This window comes from Ruoffia tabacinasalis (assembly GCF_042652985.1).
In the GTDB taxonomy this organism is placed as follows: domain Bacteria; phylum Bacillota; class Bacilli; order Lactobacillales; family Aerococcaceae; genus Ruoffia; species Ruoffia tabacinasalis.
Genome location: NZ_JBHSHQ010000061.1, coordinates 18,864 through 44,808, shown reverse-complemented (window position 1 = coordinate 44,808; position 25,945 = coordinate 18,864). Strand labels below are relative to the sequence as shown.

25 protein-coding genes and 1 pseudogene are annotated in these 25,945 nt (G+C 38.1%); 7 read left to right on the top strand and 19 right to left on the bottom strand.

All coding sequences use genetic code 11. The features are described from left to right. Window positions 1–67 precede the first annotated feature (67 nt). Both ACFO5Y_RS10030 and ACFO5Y_RS10025 read right to left on the bottom strand, forming a co-directional pair. Entirely contained in the window at window positions 68–577 is a 510-nt protein-coding gene (locus ACFO5Y_RS10030) for a MepB family protein (RefSeq protein ID WP_197104310.1), read from the bottom strand. Between the two features lie 135 nt (window positions 578–712). Next, entirely contained in the window at window positions 713–1,228 is a 516-nt protein-coding gene (locus ACFO5Y_RS10025; RefSeq protein ID WP_197104311.1) for a GNAT family N-acetyltransferase, read from the bottom strand. Between the two features lie 249 nt (window positions 1,229–1,477). Between ACFO5Y_RS10025 and ACFO5Y_RS10020 the strand changes: the two genes are divergently transcribed. After that, window positions 1,478–2,419, top strand: coding sequence for a nuclease-related domain-containing protein (locus ACFO5Y_RS10020; protein ID WP_197104312.1), 942 nt, complete (start codon window positions 1,478–1,480; stop codon window positions 2,417–2,419). A gap of 346 nt (window positions 2,420–2,765) precedes the next feature. Here the strand turns inward: ACFO5Y_RS10020 and rpsI are convergent, their stop codons facing one another. Beyond that, window positions 2,766–3,158, bottom strand: a complete 393-nt coding sequence (gene rpsI, locus ACFO5Y_RS10015) for a 30S ribosomal protein S9 (RefSeq protein WP_197104313.1) — start codon at window positions 3,156–3,158, stop codon at window positions 2,766–2,768. A gap of 15 nt (window positions 3,159–3,173) precedes the next feature. Beyond that, the gene (gene rplM, locus ACFO5Y_RS10010) at window positions 3,174–3,617 is read right to left on the bottom strand and encodes a 50S ribosomal protein L13 (protein ID WP_197104314.1); all 444 of its coding nucleotides are present in this window, start codon (window positions 3,615–3,617) and stop codon (window positions 3,174–3,176) included. A gap of 190 nt (window positions 3,618–3,807) precedes the next feature. Between rplM and ACFO5Y_RS10005 the strand changes: the two genes are divergently transcribed. After that, window positions 3,808–4,338: a transcription repressor NadR gene (locus ACFO5Y_RS10005; protein WP_197104315.1), complete on the top strand. Its 531-nt coding sequence runs from the start codon at window positions 3,808–3,810 to the stop codon at window positions 4,336–4,338. A 26-nt stretch (window positions 4,339–4,364) separates the two neighbouring features. Here ACFO5Y_RS10005 and ACFO5Y_RS10000 read toward each other — a convergent pair whose 3' ends face one another. Both ACFO5Y_RS10000 and ACFO5Y_RS09995 read right to left on the bottom strand, forming a co-directional pair. Beyond that, entirely contained in the window at window positions 4,365–4,769 is a 405-nt protein-coding gene (locus ACFO5Y_RS10000) for a hypothetical protein (protein WP_197104316.1), read from the bottom strand. A gap of 42 nt (window positions 4,770–4,811) precedes the next feature. Continuing rightward, window positions 4,812–5,216: a hypothetical protein gene (locus tag ACFO5Y_RS09995; RefSeq protein WP_197104317.1), complete on the bottom strand. Its 405-nt coding sequence runs from the start codon at window positions 5,214–5,216 to the stop codon at window positions 4,812–4,814. A gap of 165 nt (window positions 5,217–5,381) precedes the next feature. On the opposite strand from ACFO5Y_RS09995, the gene ACFO5Y_RS09990 reads away from it, so the two are divergent. Beyond that, window positions 5,382–5,942, top strand: a complete 561-nt coding sequence (locus tag ACFO5Y_RS09990; RefSeq protein ID WP_197104318.1) for an ECF transporter S component — start codon at window positions 5,382–5,384, stop codon at window positions 5,940–5,942. 51 nt (window positions 5,943–5,993) lie between these two features. Next, the gene (locus ACFO5Y_RS09985) at window positions 5,994–7,262 is read left to right on the top strand and encodes a BaiN/RdsA family NAD(P)/FAD-dependent oxidoreductase (protein ID WP_197104319.1); all 1,269 of its coding nucleotides are present in this window, start codon (window positions 5,994–5,996) and stop codon (window positions 7,260–7,262) included. An 80-nt stretch (window positions 7,263–7,342) separates the two neighbouring features. On the opposite strand, the gene ACFO5Y_RS09980 is transcribed toward ACFO5Y_RS09985, so the two are convergent. Both ACFO5Y_RS09980 and ACFO5Y_RS09975 read right to left on the bottom strand, forming a co-directional pair. Continuing rightward, window positions 7,343–8,896 (bottom strand): muramidase family protein, encoded by a 1,554-nt coding sequence (locus ACFO5Y_RS09980; protein ID WP_197104320.1) that lies wholly within the window; start codon window positions 8,894–8,896, stop codon window positions 7,343–7,345. Window positions 8,897–9,071: 175 nt separating this feature from the next. Continuing rightward, entirely contained in the window at window positions 9,072–9,545 is a 474-nt protein-coding gene (locus ACFO5Y_RS09975; RefSeq protein ID WP_197104321.1) for a peptidoglycan amidohydrolase family protein, read from the bottom strand. Between the two features lie 260 nt (window positions 9,546–9,805). Between ACFO5Y_RS09975 and ACFO5Y_RS09970 the strand changes: the two genes are divergently transcribed. Then, window positions 9,806–10,636, top strand: a complete 831-nt coding sequence (locus ACFO5Y_RS09970; RefSeq protein WP_197104322.1) for a hypothetical protein — start codon at window positions 9,806–9,808, stop codon at window positions 10,634–10,636. A gap of 43 nt (window positions 10,637–10,679) precedes the next feature. Here the strand turns inward: ACFO5Y_RS09970 and galU are convergent, their stop codons facing one another. Beyond that, window positions 10,680–11,579, bottom strand: a complete 900-nt coding sequence (galU, locus tag ACFO5Y_RS09965) for a UTP--glucose-1-phosphate uridylyltransferase GalU (protein ID WP_197104323.1) — start codon at window positions 11,577–11,579, stop codon at window positions 10,680–10,682. 165 nt (window positions 11,580–11,744) lie between these two features. On the opposite strand from galU, the gene ACFO5Y_RS09960 reads away from it, so the two are divergent. Beyond that, the gene (locus ACFO5Y_RS09960; RefSeq protein ID WP_197104324.1) at window positions 11,745–13,067 is read left to right on the top strand and encodes a nucleotide sugar dehydrogenase; all 1,323 of its coding nucleotides are present in this window, start codon (window positions 11,745–11,747) and stop codon (window positions 13,065–13,067) included. A gap of 232 nt (window positions 13,068–13,299) precedes the next feature. Continuing rightward, window positions 13,300–14,325, top strand: coding sequence for a YsnF/AvaK domain-containing protein (locus ACFO5Y_RS09955; protein ID WP_197104325.1), 1,026 nt, complete (start codon window positions 13,300–13,302; stop codon window positions 14,323–14,325). Window positions 14,326–14,876: 551 nt separating this feature from the next. Here ACFO5Y_RS09955 and ACFO5Y_RS09950 read toward each other — a convergent pair. The 10 genes and pseudogenes from ACFO5Y_RS09950 to licT all read right to left on the bottom strand — a co-directional run bounded on the left by ACFO5Y_RS09950 (window position 14,877) and on the right by licT (window position 25,933). Beyond that, a complete protein-coding gene (locus tag ACFO5Y_RS09950) occupies window positions 14,877–15,242 on the bottom strand; it encodes a DUF956 family protein (protein WP_197104326.1) in 366 nt (121 codons plus the stop codon). A 6-nt stretch (window positions 15,243–15,248) separates the two neighbouring features. Further along, window positions 15,249–16,199: a PTS system mannose/fructose/sorbose family transporter subunit IID gene (locus ACFO5Y_RS09945; RefSeq protein ID WP_197104327.1), complete on the bottom strand. Its 951-nt coding sequence runs from the start codon at window positions 16,197–16,199 to the stop codon at window positions 15,249–15,251. A 15-nt stretch (window positions 16,200–16,214) separates the two neighbouring features. Next, window positions 16,215–17,024 (bottom strand): mannose/fructose/sorbose family PTS transporter subunit IIC, encoded by an 810-nt coding sequence (locus tag ACFO5Y_RS09940; RefSeq protein WP_197104328.1) that lies wholly within the window; start codon window positions 17,022–17,024, stop codon window positions 16,215–16,217. 17 nt (window positions 17,025–17,041) lie between these two features. Then, the gene (locus tag ACFO5Y_RS09935; protein ID WP_197104329.1) at window positions 17,042–18,016 is read right to left on the bottom strand and encodes a mannose/fructose/sorbose PTS transporter subunit IIA; all 975 of its coding nucleotides are present in this window, start codon (window positions 18,014–18,016) and stop codon (window positions 17,042–17,044) included. Between the two features lie 420 nt (window positions 18,017–18,436). Beyond that, entirely contained in the window at window positions 18,437–19,858 is a 1,422-nt protein-coding gene (locus tag ACFO5Y_RS09930; protein ID WP_197104330.1) for a glycoside hydrolase family 1 protein, read from the bottom strand. Between the two features lie 16 nt (window positions 19,859–19,874). Then, window positions 19,875–20,759: a Cof-type HAD-IIB family hydrolase gene (locus tag ACFO5Y_RS09925; RefSeq protein WP_197104351.1), complete on the bottom strand. Its 885-nt coding sequence runs from the start codon at window positions 20,757–20,759 to the stop codon at window positions 19,875–19,877. Next, complete coding sequence (locus tag ACFO5Y_RS09920) at window positions 20,716–21,294, bottom strand: histidine phosphatase family protein (RefSeq protein ID WP_197104331.1); 579 nt, start codon at window positions 21,292–21,294, stop codon at window positions 20,716–20,718. The genes ACFO5Y_RS09925 and ACFO5Y_RS09920 overlap by 44 nt, the downstream gene beginning before the upstream one ends. 31 nt (window positions 21,295–21,325) lie before the next feature. Then, window positions 21,326–22,765 (bottom strand): 6-phospho-beta-glucosidase, encoded by a 1,440-nt coding sequence (locus ACFO5Y_RS09915; RefSeq protein ID WP_209494317.1) that lies wholly within the window; start codon window positions 22,763–22,765, stop codon window positions 21,326–21,328. Window positions 22,766–22,923: 158 nt separating this feature from the next. After that, complete coding sequence (locus tag ACFO5Y_RS09910) at window positions 22,924–24,885, bottom strand: beta-glucoside-specific PTS transporter subunit IIABC (RefSeq protein WP_197104333.1); 1,962 nt, start codon at window positions 24,883–24,885, stop codon at window positions 22,924–22,926. Window positions 24,886–25,109: 224 nt separating this feature from the next. Then, a pseudogene (gene licT / locus ACFO5Y_RS09905) lies at window positions 25,110–25,933 on the bottom strand (BglG family transcription antiterminator LicT). Between the last annotated feature and the right edge of the window lie 12 nt (window positions 25,934–25,945).

The following is a 25,945-nucleotide window of genomic DNA, read 5'->3' as shown; positions in this document are numbered from 1 at the left end:
ACTGACCTCTGTCTATTTTCACAATGATTCATTTTACCTGATAAATTGTCAAGTAACAACTTTTTATTTAAACGGAATACAGTCTCATCAATTTTTCAATATCTAATTTACCTGGGTCGCTCATATCAACGAAATAAGGTAGCTGCCATTCCTGTGTTTTTGTCGCTTGATTGCTAGTCGGTATATCCCAACTAGGGTAAACTCTTAATGCCATTTTCCCTTTTGTAGAGCTTGAAATGAGGATGCTTTGTCTGAAAAGCTCTTCTTTTGGTAAAATGAATTGGCCAAATTCATTTTCACTTTTAAATACCGTAACAACTAATAAACCAGGTGCCGCCGAGTATTTATAAGGTTGGTTTTTATCATTATCATCTTTTTCCCAAATGGCAACAAATTGACCTATTTTTGTTGGTGTAATATTTGCGACTCTAAAACGGACTGATGTTGAAGATACTTTCAAGATACCTGCTCCGTACTTAGCATTTTGTTTCTCTTCTTGGATTGATGAAATCGCAATGCCGTTTGGTTTATAAATCTTTTCATTTATATATGATAATGCTGTGTAAAAATCCTTCATTGACACACTTCCTTTACCTCGTTCAGCAGTGATGGACTATTCTGCTTAAACTATTTTGATGTGAATTAATATTACAGACAATAACTTCTATCCGCGATTAAGACACGATTACTAACTTCTTACACGATAAGTTATCTATGATTTCTCCCACCTATAATAAATAAACGATAATAAGTGTCCATTCATTTTAAATTCATCTTTGGCTGTTTCAATATATTGAAATTCATTTTTCTCTAAGATTTTTCGGGATGCTATGTTAATTGTAGTTGTCTTCGCTGATATCTGTCTGATGCCTAACTGATTGGTGGTATCTAATAGTATCCTCAACGCCTTGTTAGCAATTCCTTTTCCAGTATATGCTTTCCCCACTCTATAGCCGACATGACCACGCCTCTTTGGTTGTTCGATATCCACTAAATTCATTCTTCCAAGAACTACACCTTCTTGATTCATAATTAAATAAAAATAAGATAAACCTTGATCTTGTTCGTCGATTAAAGCTTTGTTTCTTTGTATAAATGTTTCTAAATCATAGTAATCATCTCCACGGCTCGGAACCATTTCTTCAAAATAACCTTTGTTTTCAAGTTCAAATTTAAATAGTTTTTCAAAATGTTTCTCTTGTAATTTCACTAACATAATATTTGACATAATTATCTCCAGTTCAATGATTCTAATGTGGTGTACTCATTCAAGATTGCTTCTATCCAATATTTATAGAACTTTTATTGATTGGTCTAGCAAATAAAGCTACTCTCCCTTTGCCTAACACAGTTGTATTAATTCTAAAACATAAAGAGTATTAGTCCTTTATTTCGTTAAACATTTTTTATAAATCGAAAAATAAATTAATGGAATCAGGCAAAAATTTTGTATATATATATGGAGGTGTAGCTATTTATGAAAACATTACAAACACAATGGCTTATGGTTATGAATGAATTTAATCAGTTAGATGCTTCAGATAAATATAAATTACACATCGGTTTATTAGGCAATGTCGGTGAAGGACAGTTTAAAAACGATTGGATTCCTAAATATTTGCATAAAGATGCATATGTATTCAAAGATTTTTGGTTTAATGTATTTGATCAATACCATCAAATTGACTTCGTTATTTTCAATCACAAAACAATTGAACTTATTGATATCAAGAATTTTGAGGGGTCGCTGCATTTTGATAACGAAACGTTTTTCGTCAATAATAATGAAGTACTTAAAAATCCCTTACCTAAAGCACAGGAACATGTCCGCTTTATGAAAGAATGGCTATACCGGAATAATCTGCCTGAAGTTCAGATAAATGGAAATTTAATATTTATAAATCAACATGCTAGTTTAAGTGGTGTACCAAATACTGAGATCAAATGCATGATGCCAAATGAAATACGGAATTACCTTCGTAATATCCAAATTCACCCTCGTTCACATAAATCTGAACGGATTATAAATGCCTTTTTGAAAAATGATTTGGAATGCCCCTACTTGCCGCCAATACTGGATAAAAAGTTGATGCACCGCGGTTGGAAATGCCCTGCTTGCCAATCACGCGAATTCGATAATGGAAATAGACATTTCCTTTGCTCTTGCGGTAGCTCTTTTTCAAAAGAGAAGTTTGCTGTTGAAGAAATTTGTAAATATGGTGTTTTGTATCACCATAAGGATATTTATTTGTCTGAGTTAACTGAGTATTTTGATGGACTATTTAATAAGTCGTTTTTGAATAGCTGTCTTCGCCGAAACTTTACAAAATACGGTAGAGGTTACCAAAACCCACGTAAACTCATTGAGTATTACCAACCTAATAAGATATATCGTTACAAAGATAAAATAGTTAAGTAGTTTTGTGTTCTTGAGAGTTTCTCAAGGACATGTTTGGGCACTTTTGTGTCCCTGAGGATTTCTCAAGCGCACGTTTGACTGCTTTTGTGTCCCTGAGGATTTCTCAAGCGCACGTTTGACTGCTTTTGTGTCCCTGAGAGTTTCTCAAGCGCACGTTTGACTGCTTTTGTGTCCCTGAGGATTTCTCAAGCGCACGTTTGACTGCTTTTGTGTCCCTGAGAGTTTCTCAAGCGCACGTTTGACTGTTTTTGTGTCCCTGAGGATTTCTCAAGGACACAGATCTATATTTCCGCAAAAAAAGACACCTTCCAATTGGAAGATGTCTTGAACATATAATATATAAATATTAACGTTTTGAGAATTGTGCACTCTTACGCGCTTTTTTACGTCCTGGTTTTTTACGTTCAACCATACGTGGGTCACGAGTAAGTAGTCCAGCTGATTTTAATGTTGAACGGAAATCTGGATCAACATTTAATAGTGCACGAGCGATACCGTGACGGATTGCTCCTGCTTGACCTGAAACTCCACCACCGTGAACATTTACTAAAACGTCGTAGTTACCTAACGTTTCTGTAGCTGCGAATGGTTGTTTCATTACTTCGTGTAAGTGAGGGAATGGGATATATTCTTCAAGTGATTTGTTGTTAATGTTGAATACACCTGTTCCTGGCACTAAACGTACACGAGCTGATGCGTTTTTACGGCGACCTGTACCTAAATATTCTGCTTTAGCCATTTAAATTTTCCCTCCTTAAATTAAGTTTGTGATGTCTAATACTTCTGGTTGTTGAGCAGCATGTCCATGCTCAGCACCACGATAGACGTGTAATTTAGTTAATTGTTTACGTCCTAAACGGTTATCAGGAATCATACCTTTTACAGATAATTCGATTAAACGTTCAGGTTTGTTTTCACGTAAATCACCAGCAGTGTTAGATTTGATTCCACCTGGGTGACCTGAGTGACGGTAGTACATTTTGTCAGTTGCTTTCTTACCTGTTAATGCAACTTTTTCAGCATTGATTACGATTACGAAATCTCCAGTATCTACATGTGGTGTATAAGTTGGTTTGTTTTTACCACGTAAGATTGAAGCCACTACAGTTGATAGACGCCCTAATGGGATATCAGTTGCATCTACAACTACCCAGTTGCGTTCAGTTTCATTTTTCTTAGCCATATATGTTTGACGCACGTTATTTTCCTCCATTTATAAATCTAGTTGTTTACATTACTATTGAGTTTCCGGGGCTCTATAGTGGTGGTAAACAATACCGTCAGTTATTGTACTATGAAACACCCCAATTAGTCAAGCAAGTTTCGGTAATTATTTTAAATATTCTATGTGGTATACTACAATTAAATATTTGATTGGAGGAAGGCTTATGAAAGCAATGGATAGACGTGAAGAGATCGTATCAATACTGGAAGAAGCAACGGCGCCAATAAAGGCAACAGAGTTGGCAAGTAAATTTGCAGTAAGTAGACAAATTATCGTAGGGGATATTGCCCTACTACGGGCACGGAATATCGAAATTATTGCGACCAATCAAGGTTACCTTCTTGCTTCAGCGATGAAAGCAGCTGCATCTGGCAGATACCGCGGTAAGTTAGCGTGCCTTCATTCTGCCGAGCAAACAGAGGAAGAACTTCAAATTATTGTTGACGCAGGTGGAGCCATTGAAGATGTCGAAGTTGAGCATCCTATATATGGTGTCTTAAAGGCGTCACTTCAGATAAATACGGATGATGACATTCAAGAATTTGTTCAGCAAATGTCGCAGCATGAAGGCGAGCTGTTGAGTACTTTAACGAATGGAATTCATATCCATACCATTACAACCCCTTCAATCAAAGAATTCGAGCAAATTAAAGCGAGTTTGGATGCTACTGGCATCTTACTTTCGGAAAATTAAAAACCGCCTTGAGGCGGTTTTTTTGTCTATTCATGAACACTTGAAACGGTTAATTCTTCAAATTCTGCGTCTTCACTTGTTTCTGGCAAAGCTTCAATCGCTTCTAGAATATTTGCATAGCGGTTAATTAAACGTTGTTGACGTTTGACACCACTCACGGTTGGTTCACGGTCAACTTGCTTTTGTAATTCTCTTTGTAAATCTTCTAATAAATGTTGACGAGCCGTTGCTTCACCTTTGGGTGCATCTTCAATCATTAACATGACTTGGTCTGTACCTAAGCCAAGGATATGTCCTGCTGCCGAGTTACTTTTAGAAATTTGGTCATAAAAATTTTGTAGTTGTGCTTTTGATTCAACATTTCTCTTTTGAAAGCCAAGTTCACAAGCTAAATTTGAATTCGCTTGCCCCTCATAAGTTAATTGTTCCATTTATATATATATCGCTCCTTTTGCTTAGTTTTTATCCGCTTATTAACATGATAATTTTTCAGCAATTAAATCACGATCAACGACTTCGTCGCTTGTTTCTGGCAAGGCTTCAATCGCATCAATAATTCGATCGTATTTATTAATTAGTCTTTGTTGTCTTTTTACAATATCGGCTGATGGTTCACGTTTCACTAACTTCCCTAATTCAAATTGTAAATCTTCAAGTAAATGTTGCGTCACTGTTGGATTCTCTTCGGGTTCATCTGAAGTCAGCAAAATAATTTGTTCTTCATCTAGTGAAATCACATGTCCAATAGCTACGTGACTAATTGACGCCTGATCGTAAAACTTTTGAATTTGTTTTTTGGAAAAAATAGGTTGAACTGAAAATACTTTTTCGCATGTTAAAGTCGGCTCCGTTAATGGTTCATAAGCTAATTGTGGCATGAACATCACTCCTTTTCTATATCTATAGTATACCCTTCTCTAATAAGAAAATAAAGCACTTTGATTCAAATGGGTATTTGAATCACCTCCAACACTTTACATGTGTCTTGACACCTAACGTCAAGTTACGATATACTGACGAAAAACTTTCCGAGGAGAATCATTATGACACAACAAAGACAAAGCACCCGCGATTTAGTGATTGCGAGTTTATTAACGGCACTGGGTATTTTAATTCCTATGATTATGCCTATCAAAATTATTTTAGGCCCTGCTTCATACACACTTGGAAGTCATATCCCAATTGTTATGGCTATGTTCCGCTCACCTAAGATTGCGGCCATTGTTGCTGTTGGAACTACTTTAGGTTTCGTTGCAGCTGGCTTCCCGATCACGATTGTTCTTCGTGCCCTTTCGCATATCGTTTTCGCGACAGTCGGTGCGCTATATTTGAAGAAACTATCTAACACTTTAGTAAACGTAAAGTCACGAACGCTCTTTAGTTTCTTTGTAAATTTAATTCATGCAATCGCCGAAGTGATCGTGGTTTATCTCTTAACTGCAGCTGGCGTGAGCGCAACGTCAGATAATTTTATATTTACTTTAATCATCCTAGTGGGGCTAGGAACGTTAATTCACGGGATGGTTGATTTTGAAATCAGTTATCAATTTACTAAAACTCTTGAGAAACGCACGCGCTTAAATTTTGCACAAATCGAACTTTAATAAATTTTTTCTGTTATAATGACCAAGAAATATATAGAAGTAGGTGAACATATGACAGATTATGATGTAATCGTTATTGGGGGCGGATCAAGTGGTTTAATGGCAACCATTAACGCTGCTCAACAAGGGGCACGCACTTTATTAATCGAGAAAAATCCTAAATTAGGACGAAAATTGCTTTTATCAGGCGGCGGTCGTTGTAATGTTACCAACCGGACGACACGTGAGGATCTAATCACACACATTCCTGGGAATGGTAAGTTTTTATATAGTGCTTTAAATCAGTTTGATCAGGAAGATATTATCGCATTCTTCAATCAAGCAGGTGTGGAATTAAAAGAGGAAGATCATGGACGCATGTTCCCTGTGACTGACCGTGCCCGGACGATTTTAGATACTTTAGTGGATATTATCAATGACTTAGACGTAACAATTCGCATGAAAGACCCGGTTGATTCATTAATTTATGACCGCGAGACGAAGCGAGTGAAAGGCTTGACGACTGTTGCTGGGGAGACAATCACAGCGAATTCAATTGTACTTGCTGCTGGTGGTCGCGCTTATCCAAAAACGGGTGCAACCGGAGATGCTTATGCTTGGGCGAAAAAAGCTGGCCACTCCATTGAGCGTTTATACCCAACGGAGGCGCCACTCTTATCCGATGACCGAATTATTACGGAAAAATTGCTCCGCGGTGTGTCACTGCGTGATGTGAACGTGACAGTTTGGAATGGGCCGGTGGGTGAAAAAGCCATTGTGAACCATCAAATGGATATGATTTTTACACACTTTGGTTATTCAGGACCCACCATTCTGCGTTGTAGTGGGCATGTGAACCAATACTTACACGCAACGGGTGAAGAGTTATGTCATTTATCGATTGACTTAGCACCAAATGAAACTTTAGAAGAGATGAAGCAAACCGCTGAAGAAGCACGTGAAAAGCAATTAACAAACATTCTGAAACAATGGATGCCGGAGCGAATGGCAGAAGTAGTTTGCCTTCTAGCAAATATCGATGCGACAAAACCTTACAAACAACTTGTCCACAGTGAAATGGATGCTTTATGGGAGAAAATTAAAACCTTCCCATTAACGGCAACGGGTTCACAGCCGATTGAAAAAGGCTTTGTGACTGGTGGCGGAGTATCGACAAAAGAAGTTGATCCTAAAACAATGGAATCAAAATTCATGCAAGGTTTATTCTTCTGCGGGGAGTTATTAGATATTAACGGCTATACAGGTGGCTATAATATTACAGCTGCCTTTGTTACTGGTACGATTGCAGGTCAATATGCTGCTTGGGGAAGTTTTGCTTAAAATACTTATTTACACAATCAAAAAAAGCGTCAGGAAGATAAAACCTTCCTGGCGCTTTTGCGTTGTTATGATTCATTGTATTACTCAGCAGATTCTTCAGTTGTTGATTCGTCTGCAGAAGCTTCCTCCGTAGATTCTTCAGAAGTTTCTGACACTTCACCAGATTCAACGGGTTCAATACTGTTTGTTGTTTCATTATCTGTTCCAGTTGGATTTGATACGATTAACGTACCGTTAACAATCGTTACTGTCTCAGGAATACCGTTCCACTCACGTAATTCTTCTAAAGTAATTTCGTATAATTCAGCCACTTGTTCTAAAGTTTGGCCAGGTTCTACTTCATGAGTTTCTGGACGTGGATCTGATACAACGATCATGTCGCCTTCAACGACTTCGTTTGATTCTAATTCATTCCATTCCATAATTAATTGCTCAGTTGTGTTGTAATCCATTGCAATTGTATAGAGGTTTTCACCTTCCGCTACTTCATGTACTTCTGGAATTAAAGCAGGGTTAGAAACAAATAATTCTGTACCAACTAATAGACTATCATCTTCTAAATTGTTCCAGTTGCGTAAACTATCCGCTGAAATGCTATATTGCTCAGCAATACGCCATACGTTGTCACCTGTTTGAACAACATGTGTTTCTGGACGTGCTGCTTCTGGTAAATCAGCTAAGTTAATTGTTCCAGTTTCATCATCAGTTGCTTCTTCATCTTCGCTAGAAGCATCAGATTCTTGTGATGACTCTTCAGTATTTGTTGGTGTTTCTGTCGGTGTTTCTGAGGTTGACTCTGGTGTTGTTTTAACTGGTCCACCTGTTGGCACCACATAAATAACGTCACCAACATCTAACCAATCAGACGTTAAGCCATTCCAAGCACGTAGTTCGTCAACGGTTACACCATATGTTAAAGCGATACTTGATAAGATATCACCTGATTGAACAATATGGGCACCATTTTGTGCATTTGCTTGTGTCCATGCTGGAGGTGCTTGATAGTCAACCGGTCCGTTAGGTACTGAAATTTTATTTCCAGCGATTAGCCAGTCAGTTTCAAGACCGTTCATAGCCATTAATTCTGAAACGCTCACACCGTAAACGGCTGCGATACCTGATAATGTATCGCCAGATTGGATTGTATACGAATTATCATAGCTTTGACCGTAATCATAGCCATAGTCATAATCGTAAGCTGGTGTTGCATTTGAAGGACCATAAAGGACAAGTTGGTCACCAACGTCTATCCAAGTACTTGTTAAGCCATTCCATGCCATTAATTGATCAACTGTCACACCGTACATATAAGCGATACTTTCTAAGTATTCACCTGCTGATACTGTATGGACACCTGATTGAGCTCCAGTATAGTAACCACCGTTGTCAGTTACGCCACTACCTGATGCCGGAATAGATAAAGTCATTCCAACATCAATCCACTCACTCGTTAGGCCGTTTGCTGCCATAATATCGCCCGCTGTGACACCATATTGTCTTGCGATTCCCCATAGCCACTCACCGTTTTGGACAGTGTGTGTAGATTGAGCTATTGCCGTTGAAACTGGTGCTAACGCAATAGCGGATAATAATAGTAAAGATTTTCCTAATCTTTTAATTTTATTTAATTTCATGTCACTACGCTCCTTCTTGTTCTAATAAAACACTTCTATACCATTCTATCATCAAATTTCTAATCAATAAAGAAATTACAATCGTTTTACAAACTTGTAATTATAAAGAAACAGTTCTTATCCCTTTTATTCGTAAATTTCTCATAATTCGTTTGTTTTCATTAAAAAGTTCAACTCATCTAACAAAAACTGTTTTTCCTGAAATAAATTTCCTCGGTTTAAAATCTGTATCGATCGGTTCCGCTAAACGGTACCATTTAACTGAACGACTGGACCAACCATGATTAGTAGTTCGAATGATACCATCAGCATCTTCAATACAATATATAACATTATGAAAGTCCAAAGCAACACCTGTATATGCATGTTCAGATAGGTGTTTTCGCTTAAAGCCAGCGATAAAGATATCGCCAGCTTGGATTTCATTTCGTTTGATTTCGTGTAATAAGACATTATCTAATTGAAGTAGTAAAGACATCGAACCAAGTCCCGAGCCATAAGGTAAGAAACGCCCCGCTATGAGTGCGCTAAACATAGCACTGGCACTATCGTAACTATCTGGTCCGCAGCGCTTTTCTTTAGATTTTGCATAAGTGACTTTACCTTCATGATCTATATACCATTGTATAACTGCTGTACGACTAGCCAAAGCTTTACCTCCTTACTTCGTTTTTTAATACTTTTATAATAACATGAATTAGGTTAGTTAACACAAATTTACTATTCACCCGTATTATAATGCCATAAGAATATTATCTTATTCTACTTTGAAAGCGGTCTATTTTTATTTACATTACCTTTACATATTCTTTACATAAATTTTATAGATAAAGAATTAAAATATGCTATATTTGTTTTGTTATCTATTATTTTTATAAAGAATTATTACTTCGAAAGGAACCTTTTTAAATGATTCATTTCATGCCTCAAAACGAGTCTGACTTTCCTATTAACTATTATTTGGAGAAAGCGACTGAATTAGATCATAGTGCCCTCAGTCAATTAGAAATTATATATGTAATGACGATTCGTCACTTAAACTCCACCTTTGGAAGTTTAATCATAGACCGAAGTGGTCAGTTTTATAAAAGTAAATGGTCTACAACCCGTTTAACAGAAGAGTTTTTCTCAACATTTGGTTATAACTATCAAAGATGGTCACAATTTCTAAAGTCTACATTCAATCGACCAAGAACTATCTTCCCATATGTGAATAAAAATAAAGTGTTTATTCGTCTAAGAAATCCTGAAAATAAACATTCTGACTGGGTAAATATCACATTAATAAATGATTTACATATCCAGACACAAAAAGACGATCCAGTTAAAATCCAGACGTTTCAATTTATGTTTGACTTGGCTAACTATTCAAAACTAACTATTTCACTTAACAATCGGCTATCACTAGTAATATCACAAATCGGCTACGCTTTTCAGCTCGTAAACTTTTGGTATGATTTCCAAGTCGAGATGAATGAAAAGAATTTAATCTTTGAACCCACTCAATTACAAACCTATATTGGTAATCCTGCTTTCAAGATTTTCACCAAGACACGCGTCCCTTACAAAGACCGTTTGAAAGCTAAGATAGATTTGGCTCAATTCATAAAATACAATCAAATACACGACTACTTAAAATCCACAACTCAGCGAAAGCATGAGACTTATCGTACTCGCTTGTCTTTTGCACACATGCATCAACAATTATTTAAACCTTCTATTAGAAATAAAATTAGATAGAAAAATAGCTAACTTTCTTGTCTGAAAGTTAGCTATTTATTGATTACTCGTTACTGTACTCAGCTTCTAATTTATCACTTAATTGAATAATGTATTCTGAGAATTCTTCAGCAGTTTCCGGATGCTCCAAGCCATACTCAAGACTCATCTTCATATAGCCAATCTTATTTCCAACGTCATAGCGTTTCCCTTCAACTTTTTTTGCAAAGACTCTTTGCGTTTTATTTAGTTGATCAATGGCGTCAGTCAATTGCAATTCATCGTCGACACCGGGTGCTATCTTTTCTAATATATCGAAAATTTCAGGTGTTAGAATGTAACGTCCCGCGATAGCTAAGTTACTTGGTGCTTCTTCGGCTGCTGGTTTTTCAACAAAGCGAGACACACTGTAAACTGTATCGTCTTTATCGTCTTGGCGGTCCACTTTGATCATGCCGTATTTGGACTTTAATTCGTCTGGCACTTCCACGACTGCTAAGTTCGCTGATTTATTTATATCATATAAATCCATCAATTGCTTCGTCACTGGTACTTCACTATGCATAATGTTGTCGCCTAACATCACGACAAATGGCTCATCATTAACAAAGGCACGTGCGTGTCCGATAGCGTCTCCTAGTCCTTTTGGATAGGATTGACGCACAAAGAATAAGTTTTCTTTTGTGGTATCTTTGACAATTTTTAATAAAGCGTCTTTTCCTTTGCTTTCTAAATTGTCTTCTAACTCAGGATTTGAATCGAAATGATCCTCAATTGAACGTTTATGTTTACCAGTAATGATTAAAACTTCTTCAATCCCAGAAGCAAAGGCTTCTTCAACAATAAATTGAATAATGGGCTTATCGACGATTGGCAATAATTCTTTTGGCTGTGCTTTTGTCGCTGGCAGAAAGCCCGTTCCATAACCGGCTGCGGGAATGACTGCTTTACGAATTTTCGACATATTCAAACCTCCTCTTTCTCATACAAATATAGTATATCTAATTTGATTTTAGTTTACCACCGGTTCGGTGGTGTTTATATAATTTTATATAGAAGTACAGATAACTCAACAATCAAATCATTTTCTGTTATAATATCCAAGATATAATGAATAGAGGAGAAACACATGGAAATATATAACAAATTAATAAAAAAAGAAGCGAAGTTGGCGGTTATCGGCTTAGGTTATGTTGGTATGCCTATCGCAATTTCTTTCGCAAAACAAATTGACACAATTGGGTATGACTACAATCCTAAGAAAGTTGAACTTTACAAAGAAGGCGTGGACCCAACTAAAGAAGTTGGTGATGACGCGATTAAAGAAACGGATTTGGAATTTACAAATGATCCTGCCAAATTAAAAGAGGCTTGTTTCTTAATTGTCTCAGTTCCAACTCCGATTAATCATGACAAAACGCCTGATTTAACGCCTGTGACAAGTGCAACCCGCACGATTGGACAAAACCTTTCTAAAGGGTCGATTGTCGTTTATGAGTCAACTGTGTACCCTGGCGTGACTGAAGATGTCTGTATTCCAATTCTTGAAGAAGAGTCTGGTTTAACACATGGTGTGGATTTTGTTGTTGGATACTCACCTGAGCGAATCAATCCAGGAGATAAGGTCCATACACTTGAAACCATTACCAAAATCGTCTCATCATCAATTCCAGAATATTTAGATGAAATCGGAAAAGTATATGAGATTGTTGTCAAAGCGGGTGTGCATAAAGCACCAAGTATTAAAGTCGCTGAAGCCGCGAAAGTTGTTGAGAATTCGCAACGTGATATTAATATTGCTTTCATGAACGAATTAGCTCTTGCTTTTGACCGCATGGGCATTGATTCTAAAGACGTGATAGATGCTATGAATACAAAATGGAACGCTCTCGGCTTCACCCCTGGACTTGTGGGTGGACACTGTATTGGCGTGGATCCATATTACTTTGTATATCAAGCTGAGAACTTAGGCTACCACAGTCAAATTATTTCAAATGGTCGTCAAATTAATGATGGCATGGGTGAATTTATTGCGGATAAACTAATTAAAGAATTAATTCGTACGGGTAAAACACCCATTGATTCTAACGTAGTTATCCTTGGTTTAACGTTTAAGGAACATACTCCGGATACACGTAATTCAAAAGTAAATGACATTATTAAACGTCTACGTGAATATGATATTAAACCAACTATAGTTGATCCATGGGCGAGCGCGGAAGATGCTCAAGCTGAGTATGGTGTATCGTTAACTGATTTAGCTGACGTTAAAGATGCTGATGCCATTCTTTTAGCTGTTGGACATGATGAATTCAAAGCTCTTTCTTTTGAAGAAATCACTGCCCTTTTTAACCAAGATTTAGCGAATGATAAACGCATCATTTTAGATGTGAAAAGTATCTTAAATAAAAAGGCCTTTACTGATGCGGGTTATAGTTTCTGGCGCTTATAATAATATTAGACATCCAGTGCATTTTGCGCTGGTTTTTTGTTTGCATTTTTCCAAAATTTCTAATTGTGTTCTCTGGTATGTTCGTCTTATTCATTATTTTTATATAGATAAATTGATATGTTACCAATCAAAATAATATCACTTTCTTGAGCCGTTTCACTTTATATTTACATCATTTTTGTTTTATACTTAATGCATAGAACAGTTTAAAAAATAGAAAGGAAGTTGTTTTATGGTTAAGAAATACGTTTATGGGGTTTACCCTACAGTCGTTGAAGCAGAAGACGCAGTGGCACATGTTATTAATCAAGGCGTTCCTCGCGATAGCGTCGCTCTAGTTGGATCGCAAGCACATGCATATGATGGCGAAGCAGAATTTATCTCTTATGGTGAATTGTTGGACGAGCAACATGAAGACAATCGTGGATTCTTTGCAAAATTATTTGGCTGGGACGATGACGACAATGATGAAGAATTCGAAAACGTTGATTTAACGCAATATGAAGATTCATTAAGTCGCGACGAACTATTAGTGTTAGTTGACCAAGAATTTGAAAGTCAACTTCCTGCCTTTAATACAAATGAAACACGTGAAGTAAGAACAGATGACTATGTTTCTGATACGACGCCAACTGATACAGTCAATGCTGAAACTGCAGCGTTCTCTGGGGCAGTAGGAACATCAGCTGGTTTATCAGAAGATACACCTGAAACGACTGAACCAGATCATGATTACGACGATGTGAATGTTGCAGATAACGACTATGAACCACATATTGTTGGTGAAGAAACTCATATCGAAGCTGAAGGTGAGCCTGTCGGAGAATTCGCTCCTGACGCTGATAGAGTCACAGAAACTGATACAGAGACTGAGCGCATTCGCTTACACGAAGAGCAAGTCCACGCTGAAGCGCGTAAAAAAGATTTAGGTAATGTCTCAATTACTAAAGAAGTTGTTGAAGACACTGAAACGATTGAAGTTCCAGTTGAACGCGAAGAGATTCATATTCGCCACTCAGCACCATCGGACACTACTGAAAGTGTTGCTGACGGAGATGCTTTCCAAGAAGAAGAAATTGTTATCCCAGTTTCTGAAGAAGAAGTTGTTGTAGACAAAGACACAGTAGTTACAGACGAAGTTGAAGTTGAGAAAACAACTCATACTGATCGTGAAACTGTAACAGAAACGACACGTCATGAAGAATTAGAAGTTGATGACGAAACTGGTCGTGTCAATGACGAAGATACTAGATTATAATAGTGTATTTGAAACTATTTAAGATGAAAGTCGAGGGGCTCAGTGCTCCTCGGCTTTTTTTGTTTAGGAAAAATGTGGTTGGGTGTGGAATCGAGCACTCGAATCTTTTTCGAATGATCGTTTAGTCGGAATCGAGCACTCGAATCTTTTTCGAATGATCGTTTAGGTGGAATCGAGCACTCGAATCTTTTTCGAATGATCGTTTAGCTGGAATCGAGCACTCGAATCTTTTTCGAATGATCGTTTTGCCGGAATCGAGCACTCGAATCTTTTTCGAATGATCGTTTAGCCGGAATCGAGCACTCGAATTTTTTTCGAATGCGTGTTTCCGAATTTATACTGGCACTATGAACTTGGACAGACAGAGACATGCCCGTTTCATTCGTGGACCACCTATATTTCTCGCGCATTAACCCTAGACAATGTTGGAGAATAGTCAAAATTTTCTAGACAATAGCTCACTGTTAGATATTTTTAGTAGAATGAACAAAAAAGGAACTTATCCTACAACAACTTCTCAAATCTAGTTGCTGCAGAATAAGTTCCTCTATTTATTTCTTGAATTGACCTAAGACTTTACTAATATTACTTTTACTCGCTTGGAACACGTCGCGTTCAAGATACTTGCGCATGTATTTCAAAGTATCTTTCGCATCATTGACCACAAACTCAAATAATTGTCCCTCATCAGTCGCGATTGTAAATCCGCGGACATAACGCCCGCCGAATAACATTTGCACGAAGATATTTTCAACAGAGGTCCAAGGAATTTGAATAAAGCCTGGACCTTTTTCTGAGCGAAACTCAATGCCCTTCTCACCCATTAAAAATATACCAGATTTGGGAATAATTGGGTTCAACATTGCGTTGGCACGTGTAGTATATTCCACCGTTGCATTTAAAAAATCAACTGACATTTAAAATTAACCCATAATTCCAACAGAATATAACGCAATACCTAGAACAAAGATTCCTCCAATAATTGCGATTGGGCTTACTTTCTTGCGGAGTAGCCAGATACATGCGAATGTTAGAATTAGTGGCATAAGTCCTGGTAATAGTTCATTTAATACATCATTCAAGGTCATTGTCGTTTCAGTCGCGACATTCGCTCCCGATTGGACTTGTAGAATGAGATCCCGAATCGTGTCAACGGACAAAGCATTGCTGTTCGCTTGGTCCGTCAATGCTTGGAAATCGACCATTGTATCCTGGCTATTTTCCACTTGAGATAGCACTAAGGGGAAGTTCATAGTTGTCCATCTTGGCACTAACACTCCCATAATAAACATTCCTAGAATTGATGCCCCTTGAGTGATTTTTTGTAAAATACCTCCACTCAAGTCTTTCGTGATTTCATTCCCTGATCTATAACCTAATTCTTGTGTGTACCATAAGAATAGGATACGGATAATATTCCACGCTAGGAAGAAAATAATTGGTCCAAAAATACTCTCAGATAATGCCAGTGATGCCGCAAAAGCACCTAATACAGGTCTTAATGTACCCCAGAATACTGGGTCTCCAACTCCCGCCAGAGGTCCCATCATCCCAACTTTCACACCTTGAATCGCCTGGTCATCAATATCAGTACCATTTGCTTTCTCTTCTTCTAAAGCAAGTACAACCCCAGCAATTGGCGCTTGTAAGTACGGGTGAGTATTAATAAATTCTAAGTGACGTTGAAGTGCAGCACTTCTATCTTCTTTTGTTGTATATAATTTTCGAATCGCAGGAATTAAGGCGTATACCCAACCAACGTTATGCATCCGCTCAAAGTTCCAACATGCTTGTATAAAAGTCATTCGCCATGACACGCGCATCCGATCCGCTCTTGTTAGTTTTATACGATCTTTTCTTACTTCTTCAGTCATTTTATACCCTCCTATCTAATAATCTTCTAAAATGTCATCTAAAGCAGCTTCGACTGAATTTCCACCACCGCCACCACCTGAATTAGCGTTAAACTGTGGTGCAATTGAGATGTAAACTAAAGCGATACTTAAACCAATAATACCCATCGCAATTAAATTCAGTTCAGTAACTGCTGCTAAAGCAAATCCCATGAAGAAAAATGGCCATGAACTTTTCGACGCCATCATATTAATAACCATTGCATAACCTACCGCAACAATCATTCCACCGGCAACGTTTAGTCCACCAGTAATGACATCTGGAATTGCATTCAGTGCGTCTGTAACTGTTTGAGCTGAAACCATTAAAATTAAACCAGCTGGAATTGCTACACGTAAACCTTGTAACATTAAAGCCATGATATTGGCTGATGCTACACCATTAATATCTCCTTCTTCTGCTTTACGGTCAGCATAATGAGATAAACCTACCGCAACCGTTCTAATAAAGATAGTTAACACTTGCCCAGCAATTGCTAACGGAATCGCTACCGCAATCCCTTCACCCATTGAAGCTCCTTGGACTAAAACTAAAATCCCAGAAACAACGCCGGCTAAAGCAGCATCCGGTGCCATCGCTGCACCAATGTTCATCCATCCTAAGGCAATCAGTTGTAATTGCCCTCCTAATAAAAGTCCTTCAGCTAGATTACCTGTAATAAGTCCGATTAACGTACACGTAATAATAGGTTGATGTAATTGGAACTCATCCAGAACACTTTCAAATCCTGCGAAAAGCGCCACTATAATAATAAGGACAACTTGAATTATTGTAATGTCTGTCATTTTGAATCCTCCTTAATCTATATTAAATTTTGTTTTTTAAGTAGCCGTTCAAGATTTTGAGCTGAATCCGCCGGCACTTTACGTACATCGAATTTTACGCCTTTATCTTTTAGCTCCATAATTGTCTTCACGTCATCATCGTCAACGGAAACTGAGTTATTAATCATGACTTTTCCTTTTGTATGTGCCATGGATCCTAAGTTCACTTCATCAATGTCAACCCCTTGATTAATTGCTTCCAGCACATCTTGTGGCGTTTCAAATAATAGAAGCGCTCTTGTACCACCAAATCGCGGATCTTCATTGATTTCTGCTAATTTAGCAATCGGAATAACATTCGCCCGAATTCCTGGAGGCGCCGCTTGTTTAATTAACGTCTTACGCATCTCGTCATTGGCCACCTTATCTGATACAACAATGATTCGGGTTGGATTCACACTTTTTACCCAACCAGTTGCCACTTGTCCATGTAATAGACGAGTATCGACTCTCGCCAAGACGTATTTTATCTGACCGTCTCCAATCACCGTTCCTGGCTCTAATTGCGCTGCCCCGCCTGATTCAGAAACAACTCCCGCTTCTATCTCAGGGGTTAACTCATCGGGTCGAACGCGAATACCACTTTGCTCCTGACCAAGAATGTGTGTCGCCACTTCGTGTGCTTTCTCCATTCCCATCCGTGTTCCTAAAGCTTCAAGTAACATCGGCAAATTCATTCCAGACACAATCGCAGCCCTTTCTGACATCTCCTCAAACAAAATATTCGCTTGATTAAACGGTGTCCCTCCCCAAAGGTCGACTAAGAATAAAATCTCTGCATCCGAACTAAATGACGAAATGGCTGTCTCCAACTTCGCTTTCAAATCTTCCGGCCCTTCCTCTGGCATAAAAGTCACAGTTTTAATCTGATCCTGCTCTCCAAAAATCATCTGTGCTGATTGTAATAGTCCTTCAGCAAACTTTCCATGACTCGCCAAAATAATACTTACCATCTTTCTTCCTCCTCTACTCAATAATGCATTACATGAAAAGTTTACCACTCTGGGAAAACGGTTACAAAGGTTAGCTAGTAAATTATGAATAATTATTCATAAAAGTTTGGTGGATTTTGCTTGGAAATAAGTGGGGTTGACTGGGTGGGCTGTTTAAATTGTGGAATCGAGCATTCGAATATTTTTCGAATGATCGTTTAGCCGGAATCGAGCATTCGAATATTTTTCGAATGATCGTTTAGCCGGAATCGAGCACTCGAATATTTTTCGAATGATCGTTTAGTCGAAATCGAGCACTCAAATCTTTTTCGAATGATCGTTTAGTCGAAATCGAGCACTCAAATCTTTTTCGAATGCATGTTTCCTAACTTTCCCATCAAAAAAGCCACCTACTCTAAAAAGTAGATAGCTTCCTTAAATTTATTTGTATAAACTTTCGCCGTTTGTCGAGATTACTTCTTTATACCAGTCAAATGACTTTTTCTTGTAGCGATTTAATGTACCTGATCCGTCGTCATTGCGGTCTACGTAGATAAAGCCGTAACGTTTACTTAGTTGAGCCGTTGAAGCTGAAACTAAGTCGATACAACCCCAAGTTGTGTAACCCATTAAGTCCACACCATCTTTGATTGCTTCACCCACTTGTTGTAAATGTTGTTTCAGATAGTTAATTCGGTAATCATCTTCTACTGTCATCTCTCCGTCGGCACCTTCAACTAGAACATCCTTAGCACCTAGACCGTTTTCTACGATGAATAGTGGTTTTTGGTAACGATCCCAGAAGTCATTTAGCACAATGCGTAATCCAACTGGGTCGATTTGCCATCCCCATTCAGAACTTTCTAAGTAAGGGTTATTGATCCCACCCATAATATTTCCTTCACCAGAATCATATTCTTCCATATTATGTGCCATTGCTGCACTCATGTAGTAACTGAATGAAATAAAGTCCACTGTGTTTTCTTTTAATAATTCTGCATCACCTTCAGCAAAGTCAATGTCAATCCCTTTTTCTTTGAATAAGCGTTTTGCGTAACCAGGATACTCACCGCGAACATGGATGTCTGAGAATAAGAAGTTATTATTTTCAAATTTACGGGCTGCTAATACATCCTCAGGGTTTGGTGTCATCGGATACGCCGGCATCGCAAGCACCATACATCCGATTTGGAAATCAGGGTTAATTTCGTGTGCGATTTTAGTTGCTGATGCACTCGCCACTAATTCATGATGCACTGCTTGATATAAATCTTGTTCTGACAACTCTTCTTTAGGTGTGCTAATTCCACCACTCATAAATGGCGCATGCAATACCGAGTTAATTTCGTTGAATGTTAACCAGTATTTTACCTTATCTTTATAGCGGTTGAAAACCGTTGTCACATAACGTTCGTAAAAGCCGATTAAATCACGACTCGCCCAACCATTGTATTCACGTGCTAAATGAAGCGGTGTTTCATAATGCGATAGCGTTACTAAGGGCTCGATACCATATTTCAGACATTCGTCAAAGACCGCATCATAAAAGGCTAGACCCGCTTCATTTGGCTCCGCCTCATCCCCTTTAGGGAAAATACGTGACCAAGCGATCGAAGTCCGATACGTCTTAAAGCCCATCTCTGCAAATAATTTGATATCTTCTTTATAGCGGTGATAAAAATCAATCCCAACTAATTTCAAATTATCTTCCGTCGGTTCCTCAGTTGGCGGTGTCGTGATTCCATTAGGCATCACGTCTTGAACGCTTAAGCCTTTACCGTCTTCATTATAGGCACCTTCATATTGGTTGGCCGCCGTTGCCCCACCCCATAAAAATCCTTTTGGAAATACTGTTTCAGTCATTTATTAACTCTCCTTTTTAAATTAAATCGAAATGCTTAAATGCATTATATAAACCATCTTCTTCAGTAGCATCAGTCACGTAATCTGCCATGGCTTTAATGCCATCACCGCCGCTCCCCATTGCTACACCTACATCACAAAACTCAAGCATGGGAATATCAACATTTGCGTCCCCAAATGCAATCGTCTCTTTACGGTCAACGCCTTTTTCCTTCAATAAGAAATCCAACGCCGTCTGTTTATTAATTCCAGCTAAAGCAATATCTCCAAATAAAGCTTTCTCGCCTCGACCACCCCAAGTACCTACTTTAAAGTCGGAAAATTCTGCTTCCGCTTCTTTAAAATCTTGGTAGCTATCAAGAATAAAACTAATCTTATTAATATCAGAGCGATTCAAGTCTTCACCAAATAACATTTCCGGAAAGGCTTTTCGAACCGTCATTCCCTCATCCGCATGGCCTTTGTATGCAACGTAGTCTCTCATTGTCTGCAAGCCCCGCTCTTCAAAATGTTTACTCGCGTAAAGACCGCTGTTAGCTTCTAAATAAAATTCCAGCCCCCGCTCATGTAACCAATTAACAATACGATTGGTATCTTCAGCGGTTAGAGTACGGTGTGCAAGTACTTCATCGTCACTTTCAATATAATTCCCATTACCACCTATATAACCGTCAAAACCAATATTTAAAATCTCTTGATACATCTCAGCCTTACTGCGACCTGTGACTGTATACACTTTATGCCCCTTAGCTTGCGCCGCTTTAATTGCTTTGACTGCAGAGTCCGGCAAGTGGTTTTCATACGTCACTAATGTCCCATCTACATCTAAAAAAATATATTTGCTCACATAATTCTCCTTATTGTCCGGGATTGATACTCTCGACCAGATCAAATTTCCCATCTTCATAGTCATACACTAAGATACAGCAATTTGAGAAGCTCGGACGAATGTCTTCTGCTTTGCGCCATTTTAAATAAAAAGCATACAAAGCACCTCCATGACTCACCGCTAAAACATTCCCATCTCGATGTTGTTTCATCAACTCTGTTAAAGTTTCAGACATGCGCTCCTCAACTTCAGTCACTGATTCACCACCATATGTCTTGAAGTAATCCCCATAACTTTCTTGCCCTTCTTGAGCGGGTGGATTCAAGTATTCTGGAGACCCTTCATAGATACCAAAGTTCCATTCTTTTAAACCTTTCAGACGCGTATAAGCCTCATCTGGCTTCACAATTTCTAATGTATCAGACGCACGCTCTTGGGTTGATGAATAAAGACCCGAAAAGGAAAGTGACTCACTCTCGAAATACTTTTTAGCCTCTTCGGCTTGTGATTTACCTAAGTCTGTTAGTGGTGAATCGCAGGCTCCTTGAATTCGTTTTAACTCATTGAATAAAGTTTGACCATGCCGCATTAAATATAATCGTGACATATCCTCTCTCCTTTACAAAAATCGATCTAAATTAACCTTTCGTATAATCTAAGTCCTCTCCATTTGACTCAATTACTTGTTTATACCAGTCAAAAGATTTTTTCTTAGAACGGGCTAACGTACCGTTTCCTTCATTATCCCGGTCAACGTAGATGAAGCCGTAGCGCTTCTTCATTTCTCCCGTACCTGCTGACACTAAATCAATGACACCCCAAGTTGTGTAACCAAGTAAATCAACGCCGTCTAATTCAACGGCTTCTTTCATTGTCTCCACGTGTTGTTTTAAGTAGTCGATTCGGTAATCATCTACAATATTTCCGTCTGCATCAGGAGTATCAATAGCTCCTAGTCCATTTTCAACAACGAATAACGGTTTTTGGTAACGGTCGTATAATTCGTTCATTGTAATTCGGAATCCTAATGGATCAATTTGCCATCCCCACTCACTTGCTTCCAAATATGGGTTCTTCACTGATGCAAAAATATTCCCTTCCGTCTTCTCGTTTACTTTCGGATCAGCAGACGATACACGTGATGAGTAATAAGAGAATGATATAAAGTCAACCGTATGCTCTTTTAATAACTCTTTATCGCCTTCTTCGAAAGGTATCTCAATACCTTCACGCTCTAATTGTTTGAGTGCATACGCTGGGTATTCCCCACGTGATTGTACATCGATAAAGAAATAGTTCTCTTGGTTATCCATTTGTGCTTGGCGAACATCTGCTGGATTTGGTGTATTTGGATAATATTGTCCAGCCGCAATCATACAACCGACCATATTCTCAGGATCAACTTCATGAGCTACTTTCGTTGCGATGGCACTTGCGAGTAGTTCGTGATGAGCAACAATATATTTCACTTGTTCTTGATTCTCACCTTCTTCAAATACAAGTCCCGCTCCCATAAATGGCGCATGTAAGATCATATTAATTTCGTTAAATGTTAGCCAGTATTTTACTTTTCCTTTAAAGCGATTGAATAGAACAGTCACTAAACGTTCGTAAAAGTCTACAACTTCACGATTTCTCCAGCCACCGTATTCTTGAATTAAATGAATTGGCATATCGAAATGAGTAATTGTCACAAGCGGTTCGATGTCATATTTGAGTAATTCATCGATTAATTCTTCATAGAATTTAAGCCCTGCTTCATTTGGCTCCTGCTCGTCACCTTTAGGGAAGATACGCGTCCAAGCAATACTAAAGCGGTATGTCTTCAAGCCCATCTCAGCGAATAAAGCAATATCCTCTTTAAAATGATGGTACATGTCAATCGCTTTTTTTGCTGGATAAAAATGCGCATCATCAAAATCTAAATGCTTCATTTGTCCGGTAATAATTGGTCCACGGTCTTCTCCAATGGGAACAACATCCACATTGGCTAAACCACGGCCACCTTCATCATATCCACCTTCACATTGGTTCGCAGCAGTTGCGCCTCCCCATAAGAAATCATCTCTAAATCCCATTTCCATTCCTCCTTGTTGTCTTTGTAACCCTACAATGCTATTGTAACTTTTTTAGTCGTCACTCTCTAGTATTTGCCTATTATTGAAATGCCTTACACATCCACTCACAGATAAATGAGTGGTTTTGTGTAAGACTGACACATTAAAGTGAATTTAAACTATTTAACTGTTGTGAATAAATAGTCACCTTGTTGAATTTCAGAATCATTCGTCACTAGAACATCTGAATAATTTCCAGTATTAGTCACAACAATCGGTGTAACAGTTTCATAGCCAGCTTCTTTAATTAAATCGATATCGAAACGAACTAGCTCTTGTCCGGCTTCAACTTGTTGATTGTTTTCAACAAGTTTTTCGAATCCTTTTCCATCTAAATTGACAGTGTCTAGACCAATATGAATGAGTATCTCTGCCCCATTCTCTGTTGTTAAGCCAATCGCATGTCCTGTTGGGAAGATCGTTGTTACGGTTGCATTAACTGGCGCATAAACGACACCTTCTGTTGGTTCAATCGCAATTCCTTTACCCATTGCACCACTTGCGAATACTTCGTCCGGTGCTTCACTTAATGGCATTGCTTGACCACTAATTGGGCTAGCAATAATTTCTTGGGCTGCTAAGCCATCGTCTGTAGACGTTTCATCAATTAGGCTCGCATTACTTGTATCACTATAAGCTGCACCGTTTGTTGTTGCTACTTCTACTTCATCTTCATATAATTTAGGAACTTTTGTAAACATTGTTAATACAAAACCAGCTAAAGTTGCTACCGCAATATTCATTAAGTACATCCATAAACTACGTGTATCAACGCCTGATGGGTCAATATAAGCAGGAATTGTAAATACCCCTAAACCAGCCATGTTGTACATCATCGTACCAGTAATTCCGATAAAGGCACCTTGGATTGCCCCACCAATACATGAGATAATAAATGGTGTACGCATTGGTAATGAGAATCCGTAGATGGCAGGTTCCGTTACCCCAAAGGCTGCAGAGATAATCGCTGGAACAGATAGTTGCTTCACTTTTGCTTCTTTAGTCTTAAAGTAAATCGCGATCATAACACCCATTTGCGCAAAACTAACCGCGTTGATAACCGCTCCAATATTTGACATCCCACTTTGAGCAACCTGTAAGATCATAATTGGTACAAGTCCCCAGTGAAGTCCGAATAATACTAATATTTGCCACGCGCCACCTAATACTACACCAAATAAAATTGGACTAAAGCCATTTAAGGCAATAAAAGCCGCGCAAATTAAGTCAGATAACCAAGTCGCCACAGGTCCAAATACTAACATCGATAACGGAACACTTAATAATAGAGTAAAGAATGGTGTAAAGAATGTTTTAATGGTATCTGGCAAGCGTTTCGCAAACCACTTCTCAAATCTTGAGGCAATAAATATCGCAAAGATAGCTGGTATAACCGTTGAATAATAACCACCTGGTGGTAAGATAATTGGAATTCCAAAGAAGGTAGATGTTATTTGAGATTCAATAACCGTTCCTTCGAATAACGTATAAAGCACAGGTAATTCAGCTAAGTTAGTTAATGTTGGATATAACATTGCGCCAATCACGGCCATCGCAGTAAACTGATTCATCTTGAATCGTTTCGCTGCTGTTAATGCAATCATAAACGGCAAGAATTGGAAGAATCCGTCCCCTGCAGCATTTAATAAGGCATAAGCACCATTGGCTTCAGTCATACCTAACGCACCCAGATTAGCTACGACACCTTTTAAGATACCGGCTGCAGACATAGGTCCTAAAAATGGTTGGAATAAACCAGACATCAAATCAATAAATTGATCGAATAAATTCCCTTTAGGTCCATCATCTTCTGTACTTGCTTCGCCACCAATACCTGAATTATTAATGACGGCATTATACACATCGGGTACGTGATTACCGATAACAACTTGGTATTGTCCCCCACTTTGAACAACCGTCACAACACCATCACGTTTTTTTAAGTATTCTGTATCAGCCTTACTCTCATCTTTCAAACGGAATCTTAGTCGTGTAATACAGTGTCTTAAGTCGCGGACATTCTCTTCCCCACCAATGTGAGCGATAATATCTTTTGCTAGTTCATCATAATTTTTTGCCATTTTTTCTTCCTCCTTATTTTTAAAGCATTGATTGTCTCTTTACCTGTATATTATTTAGTTTTATTTTTTGATGTTCCTCCTTTTCATCGAATTTGATCAAAAGAAAAAACCTAAATAGATAATACGAATCAAACAACACTCATCCCACAAAATGGGGGTGTGCATTCATACTATCTATTTAGGTTTTGCCTGCTTGACCAGTAACAATCCTAAAGTAGATTGATTTATTTAGTTGTTAATTTTTGAATATGAATTGTTAAATACACTTGTTCTTCTCGACCCACTGGGAAATCATATGTCGATTCAATGTATTGTTTAATCTTTTCAGAACATTTAAATGAGTCTGGATAAGTATCACGAACTTGTTCATATAAGAATGAATCATTCGATCCTTGTTGTAACTTAGAATTCACTCTTTGAGCGAAATATTGAAGGTGTGTAACAAAGCGTTGATACGCAAAGGAATCTTCATCAAAATCATGGCCGAAATGCAATCGCACGATATTTAAAATACCTTGTACAATTTTTAACGCGCGCATCGTTTGCTCCATCATATGCCCTTCTTTTTGAGCATTGATTAAATGCAAAGCAATGGCCGATGCTTCAGTTTCAACTAGACGAACGCCTGTCCGTTCTTCAATGATATCTAATGCTTGAACACCAATTTGATATTCTGTTTTATAAAGTCGTCTAACTTCCCAAGCTAAAGGATTTGTTAGCGGCATATTTTCTTTTTGTCTCTCAATTGCATAATGCAAATGGTCTCCTAAAGTAATGTAAACATGACTTTCAAAGTCTTGTTTTAACTTTTCTTCAGCTAACCTTACAATTATAAAAACTGTGTCAATTTCTTCTGTCGATAATTCATTAAATATATCCGTGAACATAGAATCGTCATCTTTTAATATAAACGTTTTTTGAATCTTTTCTTCATCAATGGGATCACCGACCTTACCTTGAAAACCAATGCCTCGTCCCATGACGATTAATTCTTCATTATTTTACTTGTTTGTACAACGTTGTTATTTAGAATTTTTTGTATCCGCATAAGCCCATTAGC